General features: G+C 67.9%; 12 protein-coding genes. 6 read left to right on the top strand and 6 right to left on the bottom strand.

Annotated elements, in window-relative coordinates; all coding sequences use genetic code 11:
* Positions 1–4: 4 nt before the first annotated feature.
* From P0086_RS20855 to P0086_RS20840, 4 genes are read left to right on the top strand one after another with little or no spacing between them, the layout of a single operon-like run.
* A complete protein-coding gene (locus P0086_RS20855; RefSeq protein ID WP_112599871.1) occupies positions 5–334 on the top strand; it encodes an XdhC family protein in 330 nt (109 codons plus the stop codon).
* Complete coding sequence (locus P0086_RS20850; protein WP_275789560.1) at positions 334–1035, top strand: XdhC family protein; 702 nt, start codon at positions 334–336, stop codon at positions 1033–1035. The genes P0086_RS20855 and P0086_RS20850 overlap by 1 nt, the downstream gene beginning before the upstream one ends.
* The gene (locus P0086_RS20845) at positions 1032–2663 is read left to right on the top strand and encodes a molybdopterin-binding/glycosyltransferase family 2 protein (protein WP_275789558.1); all 1632 of its coding nucleotides are present in this window, start codon (positions 1032–1034) and stop codon (positions 2661–2663) included. The genes P0086_RS20850 and P0086_RS20845 overlap by 4 nt, the downstream gene beginning before the upstream one ends.
* Before the next feature lie 3 nt (positions 2664–2666).
* Positions 2667–2999: a TfoX/Sxy family protein gene (locus P0086_RS20840; RefSeq protein ID WP_275789555.1), complete on the top strand. Its 333-nt coding sequence runs from the start codon at positions 2667–2669 to the stop codon at positions 2997–2999.
* 19 nt (positions 3000–3018) lie between these two features.
* Here the strand turns inward: P0086_RS20840 and P0086_RS20835 are convergent, their stop codons facing one another.
* From P0086_RS20835 to bcp, 5 genes are all read right to left on the bottom strand, one after another.
* A complete protein-coding gene (locus P0086_RS20835) occupies positions 3019–3432 on the bottom strand; it encodes an NUDIX domain-containing protein (RefSeq protein WP_148653340.1) in 414 nt (137 codons plus the stop codon).
* 9 nt (positions 3433–3441) lie between these two features.
* Positions 3442–4932 carry a DEAD/DEAH box helicase gene (locus P0086_RS20830; RefSeq protein WP_112599876.1) on the bottom strand — a complete coding sequence of 497 codons (1491 nt, stop codon included), beginning with the start codon at positions 4930–4932 and terminating at the stop codon, positions 3442–3444.
* Between the two features lie 178 nt (positions 4933–5110).
* Positions 5111–6412, bottom strand: a complete 1302-nt coding sequence (locus tag P0086_RS20825; RefSeq protein WP_275789550.1) for a M23 family metallopeptidase — start codon at positions 6410–6412, stop codon at positions 5111–5113.
* A gap of 91 nt (positions 6413–6503) precedes the next feature.
* Positions 6504–7349 (bottom strand): ferritin-like domain-containing protein, encoded by an 846-nt coding sequence (locus P0086_RS20820; RefSeq protein WP_148148991.1) that lies wholly within the window; start codon positions 7347–7349, stop codon positions 6504–6506.
* 4 nt (positions 7350–7353) lie between these two features.
* Positions 7354–7821 carry a thioredoxin-dependent thiol peroxidase gene (gene bcp / locus P0086_RS20815; protein ID WP_275789544.1) on the bottom strand — a complete coding sequence of 156 codons (468 nt, stop codon included), beginning with the start codon at positions 7819–7821 and terminating at the stop codon, positions 7354–7356.
* 155 nt (positions 7822–7976) lie between these two features.
* Between bcp and P0086_RS20810 the strand changes: the two genes are divergently transcribed.
* Positions 7977–11366 carry a DUF3971 domain-containing protein gene (locus P0086_RS20810; protein ID WP_275789541.1) on the top strand — a complete coding sequence of 1130 codons (3390 nt, stop codon included), beginning with the start codon at positions 7977–7979 and terminating at the stop codon, positions 11364–11366.
* Between the two features lie 325 nt (positions 11367–11691).
* On the opposite strand, the gene tyrS is transcribed toward P0086_RS20810, so the two are convergent.
* Positions 11692–12945, bottom strand: a complete 1254-nt coding sequence (gene tyrS, locus P0086_RS20805; RefSeq protein WP_112610795.1) for a tyrosine--tRNA ligase — start codon at positions 12943–12945, stop codon at positions 11692–11694.
* A 100-nt stretch (positions 12946–13045) separates the two neighbouring features.
* Between tyrS and P0086_RS20800 the strand changes: the two genes are divergently transcribed.
* The gene (locus P0086_RS20800; protein WP_275789537.1) at positions 13046–14173 is read left to right on the top strand and encodes an anhydro-N-acetylmuramic acid kinase; all 1128 of its coding nucleotides are present in this window, start codon (positions 13046–13048) and stop codon (positions 14171–14173) included.
* The last annotated feature ends 50 nt before the right edge of the window (positions 14174–14223 follow it).

Below are 14223 nucleotides of genomic sequence, written 5' to 3'. Positions count from 1 at the left end.
TGCCATGGACGACGCGACGGATACCCTCGACCCGCTGGCCGTGGCGGAGCGCTGGATGGATGACGGTCGCGCGGTGGCGGTCGCCACCGTGGTGGAGACCTGGGGTTCGGCGCCGCGCCCGGCCGGCAGCCACCTCGTCATCGACGGCGACGGCAATTTTCACGGTTCGGTGTCGGGCGGCTGCGTCGAGGGCGCGGTCATCACCGAGGCGCTCGACGTGATCGGCAGCGGCGAACCGCGGATGCTCGAATTCGGCGTCGCCGACGAGACGGCCTGGCGGGTCGGGCTTTCCTGCGGCGGCCGCATCCGCGTCTACCTGGAGCGGCTCGGCTGATGGATCCGCACATTCTGCGCAAACTCAATGCCGAACGTCGCGCCCGCCGCGCCGTGGTGTACCTGACCGACCTCGGCGACGGGCGCGACCGGCTCGTGCGCGAGGGCGATGCCGTCGTCGGTCCGCTGGGCGAGGCGATCGCGGCCGCGTTCCGCTCCGGCAGGTCGGGTGTGGTCGAGGTCGAGGGGCGCAGCTATTTCCTCAACGTGCACCTGCCGCCGCCGCGGATCGTGGTGATCGGCGCGGTTCACATCAGCCAGGCGCTGGTGGCGATGGCGAAGGTCTCAGGCTTCGATCTCACGATCGTCGATCCGCGCACCGCCTTTGCCACCGGCGAGCGCTTTGCCGGCACCGATCTCGTCGCCGACTGGCCGGAGGACGTGCTGAAGCAGAGGCCGCTCGATGCCTATACGGCGCTGGTGGCGGTGACGCACGACCCGAAGATCGACGACTACCCGATCCGGGCCGGGCTGGAGGCGGGCTGCTTCTATGTCGGCGCGCTCGGCAGCCGCAAGACGCATGCCAGGCGCGTGGAGCGGCTGCTTTCGCAAGGTGCGAGCGCGGCCATGATCGAGCGCATCCGCGCGCCCATCGGCCTCGACATCGGCGCGGCAAGCCCGGCCGAGATCGCGGTCGCGATCCTCGCCGAGGTCATCGAGGCCTTCCGCCGGCGCGAACTCTATCGGGGAGCTGCGGCATGATTTTCGGCGAAATCCCCGCCGGGGCGGCCGCCGGATCGATCCTGGCACACGGCGTGCGCGGCGACGGCGTTTCCTTCTCGAAGGGGCGCAGGCTCGACGAGGCGGATTGCCGGCAATTGCTGGGCGCGGGCGTCAAGAGCGTCATCGCCGTGCGCCTGGAGCCCGGCGACCTGGACGAGGACGCCGCCGCCGCCCGGCTCGCCGCTGCGATCGGCCCCGATCACCTGACCTTCACCGTGCCCGCGACCGGGCGCGTCAACATTCATGCCGCCGTCGACGGCCTGCTGATCGCCGACCGGACGGCGATCGACCGCTTCAACCGCGTCGACCCGGCGATCACGATCGCGACCCTGCCGGATCACGCCACCGTCCGCCCGGGCGACATGGTGGCGACGATCAAGATCATTCCGCTGGCGGTGGCCGAGGACGCGGTCGAACGCGCGGCGGCGGCGCTGAGAGGTGGCGGCGCGCTCCTCGTCAAGCCGTTTGCGGCGCGCCGGGTCGGCCTGATCGCCACCGTCCTGCCGTCGCTGAAGCCGAGCGTGATGGACAAGACGAGGCTGCTCCTCGAACACCGGCTGTCGCCGTCGGGAAGCACGCTCAGCGGCGAGACGCGGGTGGCGCACGAGACGCCGGCGCTTGCCGAGGCGCTCGGGCCGGCCGTTCGCGACAACGAACTGGTGGTCGTCTTCGGGGCGTCGGCGGTCTCCGATGCGGACGACGTGATCCCGGCCGCGATCCGGCTGGCCGGCGGCCGCGTCGAGCAGGTGGGGATGCCCGTCGATCCCGGCAACCTCCTCGTCCTCGGCCATATCGGCGAGACACCGGTGATCGGCGCGCCGGGCTGTGCGCGCAGCCCGAAGGAGAACGGCTTCGACTGGGTGCTCGCCCGCATCCTCGCCGGTGAGACGCCGGGGCGGGCGGAACTGACGGGCATGGGGGTCGGCGGGCTTTTGGCCGAGATCCCGACGCGGCCGCGGCCGCGCGAGGTCAAGGGCGAGCGTCGTGGCGGCGGCGAGGCTGCGGCAAAGGTCGCGATCGTCGTGCTCGCCGCCGGGCAGGCGCGACGCATGGGAGCCGGCGGGCGCCACAAGCTGCTCGCCGAGTTCGACGCCGTGCCGCTGGTGCGCAGGTCGGTTGCAGCGGCGATCGAGGCAGCGCCGTCGGAGGTCGTGCTCGTCACCGGCCACCGGGCCGCGGAGATCGAGGCCGCCGTCGCGGGCCTGTCTGTGGCCATATCCCGCAATCCGCTCTACCAGGAAGGCATGTCGACGTCGCTGAACGCCGGTCTCGAGGCGGTGGGAGCTGATTGCGACGGCGTGCTCGTCCATCTCGCCGACATGCCGGGCGTGACGGCGGCGGACCTGCGCAGGCTGATCGATGCCTTCGCCGGGGCCGGCGGCAATGCGATCGTGCGGGCGGTGTCTGCCGGCAAGCGCGGCAATCCGGTGATCCTGCCGCGTGCGACCTTCCCGGCGGTCCGCGCGCTTTCCGGGGACGTCGGTGCGCGCCAGATCATCGAGACGTCCGGCCTCGACATCATCGACGTCGAGATCGGGCCGGCCGCGCATCTGGACGTGGACACGCCGGAGGCGATCGCCGAGGCGGGCGGCGTTCTGAAGGGGTAGGCGATGAACAACGAGGCGATCCACGAGATGTTCCAGTCGCTGGGACCGGTGACCATCAAGCGCATGTTCGGCGGCAAGGGGATCTATGCCGGGGACCTGATCGTCGCGCTCGAGGTGGACGGCGAGGTGCTGCTCAAGGCCGACGAGGTGACGATCCCCGAATTCGAGGTCTCCGGCTGCCGGCAATGGGTGTACGAGGGGCGCAAGACCGGCATGCCGCTGCGCATGCCCTACTGGACCATTCCGGACGACGCCTTCGACGATCCGGACCTGATGGCCTGCTGGGTGAAGCTGGCGCTCGAGGCGGCCATTCGCGCCGGCCCGACGAAAAAGTGAGGTTGTGCCCGTGCCGCGGTCAGCGAGCGCGCAGTGCCGCCGCCGCGGCAGCGGTGAAGCGTGACAGGGGCTGGGGCAGCTCGTTCAGGGAAAACCAGCCGAACTCCGGCAGCTTCTCCGGCTCCATCACCCTCGGCTCGCCGGAAAAGTCCTCGGTCACGTAGATCAGCGACAGCCAGTGCTGGCCGTCCGTCTCGATGATCTGTTCCGACAGGCAAAGGAAGTCGAGGCGACCGAACGACAGTCCGGTCTCTTCCTCGGCCTCGCGACGCGCGGCGTCGCGGGAATGCTCCATGTGGTCGACCTTGCCGCCGACGATGTTCCAGTGGCCGGCTTCCGGCGGGCGGGTGCGGCGGTAGAGCAGCAGCCTGCCGTCGCGAAGCACGGCGAGGCCGCAACCGACGCCGGGGACCTCGGAGCCTGGAACGGGCATGGATGCGGATCAGGCCTTGCCGGCGATCAGCATGAAGGCCGGGATGTCGTCGCCGAAGCCGACCGGCGTCGGGCCGTCGTCCTCGTCGCGGCGATAGCGGCTGCGGCGATCGCGGTTGTCGTCGTTGGCAGGACGCTGGTTGCGCACCGGCTGGCTCGGCCTCGTGTCGTTCTGGCGGTCGGCTTTCACGGCATCGCTCCCTCTGTCCGCTGCGATGGCTTCCTTGCCATTGTCGTCGCGGCGGTTGTCGCTTTTATGACTGCTTCCACGTTCCCGGTCCCGGTCCCGGTCGCGATCTCTGTCGCGCTCGCGGCCGCGGCCCTTGCGCGGCTTCTCGCGCTCGTCGCTCTCGGTGAGCGCGGGCAGGGTGGAGAGATCGCCGTCCAGCCATTCGACCGACTGGCCGATCAGCTTCTCGATGGCGTCGGAGAACTTGGTGTCGCGCTTGGTCACCAGCGTGAAGGCGGCGCCGGAGCGGCCGGCCCGGCCGGTGCGGCCGATGCGGTGGACGTAGTCCTCGGCATGGATCGGCACGTCGAAATTGAAGACGTGGCTGACGTCGGGAATGTCGAGGCCGCGGGCGGCGACGTCGGAGGCGACGAGCAACTGGATGTTGCCGTCCTTGAAGTTGGCCAGCATGGTCATGCGCGAGCGCTGGTCCATGTCGCCGTGCAGGGCGCCGACGGAGAAGCCGTGGCGGTCGAGCGAGCGGAACAGGTCGGCGACGTCCTTCTTGCGGTTGCAGAAGATGATCGCGTTCTTCAGTTCTTGCTGGGCGCGGATCAGGTCGCGCAGCTTGGAGCGCTTCTCGTAGTCCTTGGCGTGTGCGGCGACGAAACGCTGCGTCACCGTCTTGGCGGTGGAGGAGGGACGGGCCACCTCGATGCGCTCGGGGTTCTGCAGGAAGCGGTCGGCCAGCTTCTGGATCTCCGGAGGCATGGTGGCGGAGAAGAACAGCGTCTGGCGGGTGAAGGGGATGAGCTTGGCGATGCGCTCGATGTCGGGGATGAAGCCCATGTCGAGCATGCGGTCGGCCTCGTCGATGACGAGAACCTCGACGCCGGTCATCAAGAGCTTGCCGCGCTCGCAATGGTCGAGCAGGCGGCCGGGCGTGGCGATCAGGACGTCCGCGCCGCGCTCAAGCTTGCGATCCTGCTCGTCGAAGGAAACGCCGCCGATCAGGAGCGCGACGTTGAGCTTGTGATTCTTGCCGTACTTGTCGAAGTTCTCGGCGACCTGGGCGGCGAGTTCGCGGGTCGGCTCGAGGATCAGCGTGCGCGGCATCCGCGCCCGGGCCCGACCCTTCTCCAGTATCGTCAGCATCGGCAGCACGAAGGATGCGGTCTTGCCGGTGCCGGTCTGCGCGATGCCCAGGATATCCCGGCGCTGCAGGGCGGGTGGGATCGCTCCGGCCTGTATCGGAGTGGGAATCGTGTAGCCCGCGTCGGTGACTGCGGAAAGTACCTTTTGGCTCAGGCCAAGATCTGAAAAAGTGGTCAAAGGGAAATCTGTTTCCGTTCCGGTTCTTGCGAACGCTTGGGGTTTCAGCTGTAGGGATGCCCGCTGGATGCAGCGCACATAGTCTGAAAGCGCCGGAAAGTCAAGGAAACGAACGGTTCTTGCGGATCCGCAGGTGAAGGCAAGGTTAAGGTCGCCTGCGGCTTTTCGCCCGATGGCCTCAATTCATGTAGGTCGAGAGCTTGCGACCGGCCGAAAGAAAGCGGGCGGGATCGCTGGCGCGACCGTCGCGGCGGACCTCGTAGTGGAGGTGCGGACCGGTCGAGCGGCCGGTGGAGCCGGACAGGCCGATCGCCTCGCCGGCGTCGACCGTGTCGCCCGCCTTGACCAGCAGCCGCGACAGGTGCGCATAGCGGGTCGTCAGGCCGCTGCCGTGGTCGATCTCGACGAGATTGCCGTAGCCACCGGTGCGGGCCGCTGTCACCACGGTCCCCGCGCCCGTGGCGCGGACTTCGCTGCCGACCGGGAGCCGGAAATCGATGCCGGCATGCAGGGCGAGGCGGCCGAGAAAGGGATCGGTGCGGTTGCCGAAGCGGCTCGTCACCGGGCTGCCGGGCGAGGGGTTGGCGAAGGGTAGCCGGCGCACGGTGCCGCGCATCAGTTCGAGCCGGTTGAGCGCGGTGTCCAGTTGCCCCATCGAGGTCTCGAAGCTGTCGCCGGTCTCCGGCTCGACGAAGGGTCCGCCGATGGCGTCGCCGGTTCCCTCCGGGGTGCCTTCGGCCGGCACCGCGATGTCGTTGCGGGCAAGGATAGCCTCGATCGCATCGGCCGTCTCGGCGGCGCCCGTGGTCAGTGTCGCGATCCGGGAGAGCTGCTGGCGCTCGATGTCCTTCAGCGAGAGCGTCACCCGGGAGAACATCCTGTCGGTGCGGTCGGCGACCGATTCGCCGGGCGCGGCGTAGGCCAGGGCCGGCGCGGATGCCGGCTGCGATGCGACGGCTGCCGTGCTCTTGCCGAGCAGCCGGTCGATCGCCTTCAGGCCCGGGGCGGCGTCAGCGCGGCGACCGTATCCGAGTTCTGCGGGCTGCGGCTCGGGTTCGGCCGTTGCGGGGAGACCGGCGTCGTCCGCCCGGTTCAGGAGCGAGTCGAGCTTGCCGTTGCGCTCGGTCAGCGCCAGTTGCTGCTGGAAGAGCTTCTCGACCTTCTCCTCGACCACCTGCTGGTCGAGAAGCTGGCGGCTTGTCACCCGGTCGACCTGGGCGCGCAGTGCGGAGATGCGATCCTCATAGTCGTGCTGCATGCGCGCCTGCCTCGCCATGGTGGCGCCGATCAGGCCGTCGCGCAGCACGAGGTAGGAGGTGGCGGCCAGGTAGCCGATGGTGAACATGCCGGCGAAGCAGAAGGTGACGGCGAGCATCCAGGGGCGGATGGTCATGTGGCGGATGCGGTCGCCGGAGGCGAGGATGATGATATGCTGCTGCTCTTTCTTGCCGAAGACGCGATTTTCAGGACGATCCGCCACCACAACCCCCGACAGCCAGTGTCTTGCCCCTTGGTGAGACGGAATTACACACCGTTAAGGTTAACAAAGGCTTGCGGGCGGGCGCGGATCGTTAACTCTGGCTGACGGAAACGAGGCTGCGGTAGAAGGACGGCGTTAGGCCGGCCTCCGCCCGGGCGACATCGTTGAACGGCGCCTTGAGCGAGCCGCGGAAGTTGGCGCGCACGAGCTGCTGGAAGCTCGCCGCCGGATCCTTCCTTTCCCGGGCGCAGAGGAAGCGGAACCATTTGGCGCCGACGGCGACATGGCCCTTCTCGTCGTTGTAGATGATGTCGAGGATATCGGCGCTCTCGATGTCGCCGGTCTCGCGCATCTTTTCCTGCAGCACCGGCGTCACGTCCAGGCCGCGGGCCTCGAGGATCAGGGGAACCACCGCAAGCCGGGCCGTCAGGTCGTTGCGGGTGCTGTGGGCGGCCTGCCAGAGCCCGTCATGGGCCGGAAGATCGCCATAATCGGCGCCGAGGGCGCGCAGCCGGTCGCGGATCAGCCGGAAGTGCTTGGCTTCCTCGAAGGCGACCTGCATCCAGCCGTCGAAGAAGGAATGGGGCACGCCCTGGGTCGTGAACCGGGCGACGATGTCGAGCGCGAGATCGATGGCGTTGAGTTCGATATGGGCCAGCGCGTGCAGGAGGGCGATTCGGCCCTTCAGCGTGTGCAGCGAGCGCTTCTTCATGTTCTTCGGCGGCACCAGTTCCGGCCGCGGCGGCCGGCCCGGTCGGTCCGGAAGCGGCGGATCGAGCGGGGATCGCACCGAAAGCGTGCGGGCGAACCATCGCCGCGCCGTTTCCTGGGCGATCTCCGTCTTGACGTCGAGGTCGGCCGAACGGATCGCCAGCGTCGCGCCGCCGCGCAGGCTTCCGATCGGAGGAATGTCTATCCGGTCAGGCGTATAAGGCATTTTCTTAAAGTTCTTTCGCGCGCGCCAGGACGGCTTCCGCGTGGCCCTGCACCTTCACCTTCGGCCAGATCTCCGCGATCCTGCCGTCCTTGTCGATGAGGAAGGTGGTGCGCTCGACGCCCATGTAGGTGCGGCCGTACATGCTCTTCTCCTTCCAGACGCCGTAGGCTTCCAGCGTCTGGTGGCCCTCATCCGAGAGCAGCGTCACCTTCAGGTCGTGCTTGGCCTTGAAACGGTCGTGCTTCTTGACGGGATCGGGCGACACGCCCAGCACCCGCACGCCGGCCTTGTCGAATTCGCCGATGAGGGCCGAGAAGGCGAGGTTTTCCACCGTGCAGCCTTCGGTGTCGTCCTTCGGATAGAAGAAGAGCACCAGGGGTTTGCCGCGAAGTGCCACGAGCGAGACGTTCTCGCCGCCGTCCGCCGGCAGGGAGAAATCCGGCGCCGGCGCACCAGGAGACAATTCCGCCATGGTATTTCCTTTCTTTGGCCAGGTTTTTAGGTCATGCGGACCCGATCCCCGGTATATAGTGCCAGCAGGAATCGTCCAGTCGCATTCGGCTGACGGGACGCCTGTCCTGCGAGGTGACGTCGGCGCGCCGACTTGATGAATGGAACAACCGCGACATGAGCGACATCCGCGGCGAGAAGGTGAGATTCGGCCGGGGCGATATCGTCTCCCTGCACGAACTGCCGTCTGCGCAGGCGCATGAGCCGCTCATCCTTCATTGCACCGATCGGCCCGGCCATCTTTCGGTTCTGGCGCGCCTTTTCGCCGGCATCTGCGGCGTGGTCGCCCTGCTCATCGTCCTGGTCGTGGCGACGGTCGAGAGCGGGCTGATCGACAGCACGCTGAACACCCGGGCGTCGGCCGCGCTCAATCGTGCCGTCGGCCCGAACTATGCCGCCGCCGTGGAAAACACGGTCGTCCGCTTCTCCAGTCTCGGCGGCCTGGCGCTGCGCGCGGAGAATGTCTCCTTCAGCCGCAAGGACGGCGGCGAGAACGTCGCCAACGCCGAGGCCGTGGCGATCGTGCTCGATCCGCTGGCCCTGCTCACCGGCCGGGTCGCGCCCTCGCGGCTCGATATCGACGGGGCGATGTTCAACCCGGCGCTCTTGCCCAAGGGACCACCGATCGATCTTGCGAAGGTGCGGCTCGACGCCGTCCCGGCCTATCAGGATGCGGCCTTTGCGGCGCTGGAGCGGATCGGGGCGATGGTCGCAGGCAGCGACCTGAGGCGCGTCCGCATCAACCAGCTGGCATTGCCGATCGCGGCCGCCGGCGGGCGGACGCTGACGCTCGACATCGAGGAGATCGGCTTTGCCCGCACCGGGGACGGCGAGATGTCGATTGCAGGCGAGTTCAACCTGGACGGCAGGGCCGGCGCGATCGATCTCGTGGCCAGCGGCAGCGGCGGCGCGACAGAGGTGAGCGGCACGATCTCCGGCGTTCCGCTGGCGCCCTTCACGCTTCAGCGGACCGCCGAGGGCGACATCCGTTCCGGCCTCGACGTGCCGGTCGCCGTCACCGTTTCCGCCGTCCGTGGCGGGGCGGGCCTGAAGCCGCGGCTGGACCTCGGCCTCTCCACGCAGGGCGGCATGCTCTATCTCGGCGGCGAGGGCGCGGAGGTGAAGCCGAGCCGGGTCGCGGCCTACTACGACTATGACCGCCGCGGGATCGAGATCGCCAAGTCCGAGGTGCATGTCGGCGCATCCTCCTTCCCCTTCACCGGCGGGCTGATCGACCTGGACCGGTTGCCGGGCCAGACGCAGAAGGGATTCGGCATCGACGTTCTCGTGGAGAACGCCGTCGGCGCGCCGATCGACACGGGGGCGACGCCGGTGCGCTTCGAGGCGAAGGCCTCCGGCCGGCTGCTGCCGGAAAGCAAGCAGATCCTGTTCGACGAACTCGGCGTTTCGACGCCGCGCGGTTCGCTCGCCGGCTCGCTCGGCATCGCGCTCGGCGGCCGCAGCCCCGCGGTGAACTTCGCGATGGTCGGCGATACGCTGGACGCCACCACCGTCAAGCAGCTCTGGCCCTACTGGCTCGGAAGGCGCGCACGCCAGTGGGTGATCGCCAACATCTACGGCGGCACGGTGACCAACGGCCGCATCGAGGTCTCGATGGCGGCCGATCGCGAGCCGGAGCCGGAAGGTCGGCTGCAGTTGCGCGGCAGCGAGCTGACGATCACCTTCGACATCGCCGACACCCGCCTCAACATCGCCGGCGACATCCCGCCGCTGCGCGACGCGGCCGGTCATTTCGAATTGCATGGCGAGCGGATCGAGATCGGCCTTACCGGCGGCACGGCCTATATGGGCTCCGGGCGGTCGGTGTCGGTCAAGGACGGCACCGTCGTCCTGCCGAACACCTATGAGCGGCCGCTGATGGCCGAGATCGACCTCAACATCGCCGGCGCCGGTGACGCGATCGGTGAACTCGTCACCTACCGGCCGATCGACGTTCTGAAGAAGACGCCGTTCGTGCCGGACGACTTCTCGGGACCCGTCGAGGCCAACGTCAAGGCGCGCTTCGGCCTGGTGCGCGACCAGAACCCGCCGCCGCCGCAATGGACCGCCGATATCGACCTGCTCGGCGTCGATCTCAGGCAGCCGATGGCCGGCCGGAAGGTCACCAACGTCCAGGGCGATCTCGTCATCAATCCCGAGCGGGCGGATCTCAAGGCGAAGGCGTATATCGACGGCGTGCCGCTGGAGGTGACGCTGATCGAGCCGGTGAGCCAGGGCGGCGGGCTGAAGCGCGACCTGACGATTTCGGGAACCATCTCCGAGAAGGACCGGGCACGGCTGTTTCCGGGGCTGGCCGATATCGTGGCCGGGCCCGTGGGCATCCTGATCACCACCCAGCCGGACGGCAGCCAGAAGGTCGAGAGCGATCTCGGCAAGAGCCTCGTGCAGCTTCCCTGGATCGGCTGGGAGAAGGGGGCGGGGGTCCCGGCCAAGGCGACGTTCGCGCTGGGCAAGCCGGAGGGCGGCGTCACGCGCCTGTCCGATTTCGACTTCTCCGGCGACGGCTTTGCCGTGACCGGCGAGCTCGCGCTCAAGGACGGCGGCCTAAGCTCCGCCCGCTTCGGACAGGTCCGCCTGTCGGCCCAGGATCGCTATTCGCTCGAGCTCTCGCGCTCGCGCGGAGGCTATGTGGCGAAGGTGAACGGGGAACTCGCCGACCTGCGTCCGGTGCTGGCGCGGTTGAAGAACAAGCCGGGCGGTCCAGGCGGTGGCGGCGGCGATGCGGCGGCGGTGTCGGTCCGGGCCGACATCGGCCGGGCGATCGGCTTCAACGGCGAGGCGCTGGACAGCTTCAAGCTATCCTACGGGCACAACGGCAGCCGCATGACCGATCTCGATCTGTCCGGCGTGACGGGCAGCGGCCAAGCGGTGGTGGCGAAGCTCGGCGGGGGCGGCGAGCAGACGCTGGAGATCACCTCCGGCGATGCCGGCGCGCTCGCCCGGCTGGCCAACATCTATCGGCACATGGGCGGCGGGCTGCTGAACGTGAAGTTGAAGGCGGGCGCGGACGGCGCCTGGCGCGGCCCGGTCGACATCCGCCAGTTCCGGCTGGAAGGCGAGGAGAAGCTGCGCTCGATGGTATCGACGCCCGCGGGCGGCAAGAGCCTCAACGACGCGGTCCGCAGCGAGATCGACACGAGCTCGATGCGCTTCGAGCGGGGCTTTGCCTTCGTCGTGTCGAAGGACGGCACGTTGCGGGTCGAAAACGGCGTGGTGCGCGGCGATGCGGTGGGCGCGACCTTCCAGGGCATGGTCCGCAATGCCAGCGGCCAGATGGAGCTGACCGGCACGTTCATGCCCGCCTACGGGCTCAACCGCCTCTTTGCCGAACTGCCGCTGATCGGCATCATCCTCGGCAACGGCCGCGACCGCGGCCTGATCGGCATCACCTTCAAGCTGACCGGCCCCTTCGACCAGCCGCGGCTGATGGTCAATCCGCTGTCGGTCATCGCGCCGGGCGTGTTCCGGAACATCTTCGAGTTCTGAGGGCGGGGCGTCGTTCCACTTGTGAAAGCAAGAAGCATTTAAGGCCCTGCTTCTTCACGACATGTTGGCCATTCAGTTCGAGCCGGCGATAAGTTTCAGGATGTATTTTGACCTCTGGCCGTCCCAACCACATAGCCCGCAGCGACCACCTTCAAAACTATGATCGCAGTTGTCATAGCCATAGAGGTGATGGGAGCACTCGGGGCACAGGGACAGCATCTTGGAGGTCGATGCGATGTATTCGCTTCGACACTCGTCGCACCGTCTCCACTCGTGTGCTCCGTCCTCTGTGGACATTGACACCTCCGATGGCGATTCGGCCGGCTCAGGCCGGACGCACCAGCATGTGCTTCTTCTTGCCGAGCGAGAGCTTGACGACGCCGTCGGCGGTCACTTCGGCGCTGCCGATCGTCATCCGCTCGTCGCTGACGGCCTTGTCGTTGATGCGGACGGCGCCGCCCTGCACGTGTCGGCGGGCCTCGCCGTTGGAGGCGGCGAGGCCGGCGCGGACGATCAGCGACAGGAGGCCGATGCCGGCTTCGAGCTCGGCCTTCGGGACCTCGACGGAGGGCAGGTTCTCCGCGAGCGCGCCTTCCTCGAAGGTCTTGCGGGCGGTCTCGGCCGCCTGCTCGGCATTTTCGCGCCCGTGCAGCATGGCGGTGATCTCGGTGGCGAGGATCTTCTTCACCTCGTTGATCTCCGAGCCGCCGAGCGCGGCGAGGCGGGCGATCTCGTCCATCGGCAGCGTCGTGTAGAGCTTCAGGAAGCGGGTGACGTCGGCATCCTCGGTGTTGCGCCAGTACTGCCAGAAATCATAGGCCGACAGCATGTCCGGGTTCAGCCAGACGGCGCCGGAGATCGACTTGCCCATCTTGGCGCCGGAGGCCGTCGTCAGCAGCGGCGAGGTCAGCGCGTAGAGCTGCGGCGTGCCCATGCGGTGGCCGAGGTCGATGCCGTTGACGATGTTGCCCCACTGGTCGGAGCCGCCCATCTGCAGGCGCGTGCCATAGCGCTTGTTCAGCTCGACGAAGTCGTAGGCCTGCAGGATCATGTAATTGAATTCGAGGAAGGAGAGCGACTGTTCGCGGTCGAGGCGCATCTTGACGCTGTCGAAGGACAGCATGCGGTTGACCGAGAAGTGGCGGCCGACGTCGCGCAGGAATTCCAGGTAGTTGATGCCGAGCAGCCAGTCGGCATTGTTGATCATCAGCGCGTCCTTCGGGCCCTCGCCATAGGTCAGGTAGCTGGAGAACACCTTCTTGATCGAGGCGATATTGGCTGCGATCGTCTCCGGCGTCATCAGCTGGCGCGCCTCGTCCTTGAAGGAGGGGTCGCCGACCATGCCGGTGCCGCCGCCCATCAGCGAGATCGCGCGGTGGCCGGTCTGCTGCAGCCAGTGCAGCATCATGATCTGGATCAGCCCGCCGGCATGCAGGCTGGGTGCGGTCGGGTCGAAGCCGATATAGGCCGTCACGGTTTCCTTGCAGAGCAGGTCGTCGAGGCCGGTCTCATCCGAAATCTGGTGGATGAAGCCGCGCTCGCTGAGCGTGCGAAGGAAATCTGACTTGAAACCCGACATTGGTCTTCTCTCTTGTGGGGGAGGTGATGCGAACGAATGGCGCGGCATCTAGCACTGTTTTTGCGCATAATCACTCCAAAAGTGATTCTGGAATTTTGTCATGGGACGGATACGAACCGCGATCGGGCTGATGAGCGGCACCAGCCTGGACGGCATCGACGTCGCGCTGATGCGGACGGACGGCGAGGGCACAGTGGAGCGCGGGCCGACGATGGGCGTCGCCTACGATCCGGTATTCCGCAAGCGGTTGCAGGCGGCACTGGAAACGGCGAAGGCGATCGGGCGCCGCGACGAGCGGCCGGGCGATCTTGCGGCGGTGGAGCGCGAGCTGACACTGCGTCATGCCGAGGCGGTCAGGGCCTTCCTGGACGAAAACGGCCTGACGGCGGCGGCGGTCGACGTGATCGGCTTCCACGGCCAGACCGTGCTGCATCGTCCCGACCAGGCGCTGACGGTTCAGCTCGGAGACGGGGCGCTGCTTGCGCGCGAGGCCGGCATCGACGTCGTCTACGACATGCGTGCCAACGACATGGCCGAGGGCGGGCAGGGGGCGCCGCTCATTCCCGTCTACCATGCGGCGCTCGCCCGCAACCTGCCGGCCGACTGCGCCTTTCCCGTCGTCTTCGTCAATATCGGTGGCATCTCGAACCTGACCTATGTCGGCGCGGACGGCGCGATCGTCGCCTTCGACAGCGGGCCCGGGAATACGCTGATCGACCAGTGGGTGGAGGCGCAGGCGGGCATCCCCTTCGACCAGGGCGGCATGATCGCCAGCGAGGGCCGCGTCGTCGCCAGCCTTGCCGCGCGCTATCTCGACCATCCCTTCTTCACGGCGACGGTGCGGCGTTCGCTGGACCGCAACGACTTTCTCCCGCCGGCCGGCGGGGATGCGACGCTGGAGGACGGGGCGCGGACGCTGGCGCATGTCACCGCCGCCGCCATCCTGACATCCGCCGGACATCTGCCGCAGCCACCAAGGACCTACGTGGTCTGCGGCGGCGGGCGGCTGAACCGGATCATCATGGCCGACCTCGCCGATCTGGCGGGCGGGCAGGGGGCACGGGTGATGGCTGCGGAGGAAGCGGGGCTCGATGGCGACAGCATGGAGGCCGAGGCCTGGGCCTATCTCGCGGTCCGCTCGCTGGAAGGCTTGCCGCTGACCTTTCCCGGCACGACGGGCGTCAAGGCGGCGGTCACGGGCGGGGTGGTGGCGAAGCGGCGTGGCTAGAGCGTGCTGTTGTGATTTGGAAACAATTCTGTTGGTTCAAGCGGCGCCGT

Origin of the sequence: Mycoplana sp. MJR14 (assembly GCF_029210525.1) — a bacterium.
Classification (GTDB): Bacteria; Pseudomonadota; Alphaproteobacteria; order Rhizobiales; family Rhizobiaceae; genus Mycoplana.
This window is presented reverse-complemented; position numbering and strand designations above follow the sequence as displayed.

Bases quoted from the DNA above. Each gene is read 5' to 3' on its own strand.
- P0086_RS20810 (WP_275789541.1), top strand. From the start codon at position 7,977: ATGAGCGACATCCGCGGCGAGAAGGTGAGATTCGGCCGGGGCGATATC.
- P0086_RS20840 (WP_275789555.1), top strand. From the start codon at position 2,667: ATGAACAACGAGGCGATCCACGAGATGTTCCAGTCGCTGGGACCGGTG.
- tyrS (WP_112610795.1), bottom strand. From the start codon at position 12,945: ATGTCGGGTTTCAAGTCAGATTTCCTTCGCACGCTCAGCGAGCGCGGC.
- bcp (WP_275789544.1), bottom strand. From the start codon at position 7,821: ATGGCGGAATTGTCTCCTGGTGCGCCGGCGCCGGATTTCTCCCTGCCG.
- P0086_RS20800 (WP_275789537.1), top strand. From the start codon at position 13,046: ATGGGACGGATACGAACCGCGATCGGGCTGATGAGCGGCACCAGCCTG.
- P0086_RS20850 (WP_275789560.1), top strand. From the start codon at position 334: ATGGATCCGCACATTCTGCGCAAACTCAATGCCGAACGTCGCGCCCGC.
- P0086_RS20820 (WP_148148991.1), bottom strand. From the start codon at position 7,349: ATGCCTTATACGCCTGACCGGATAGACATTCCTCCGATCGGAAGCCTG.
- P0086_RS20835 (WP_148653340.1), bottom strand. From the start codon at position 3,432: ATGCCCGTTCCAGGCTCCGAGGTCCCCGGCGTCGGTTGCGGCCTCGCC.
- P0086_RS20845 (WP_275789558.1), top strand. From the start codon at position 1,032: ATGATTTTCGGCGAAATCCCCGCCGGGGCGGCCGCCGGATCGATCCTG.
- P0086_RS20855 (WP_112599871.1), top strand. From the start codon at position 5: ATGGACGACGCGACGGATACCCTCGACCCGCTGGCCGTGGCGGAGCGC.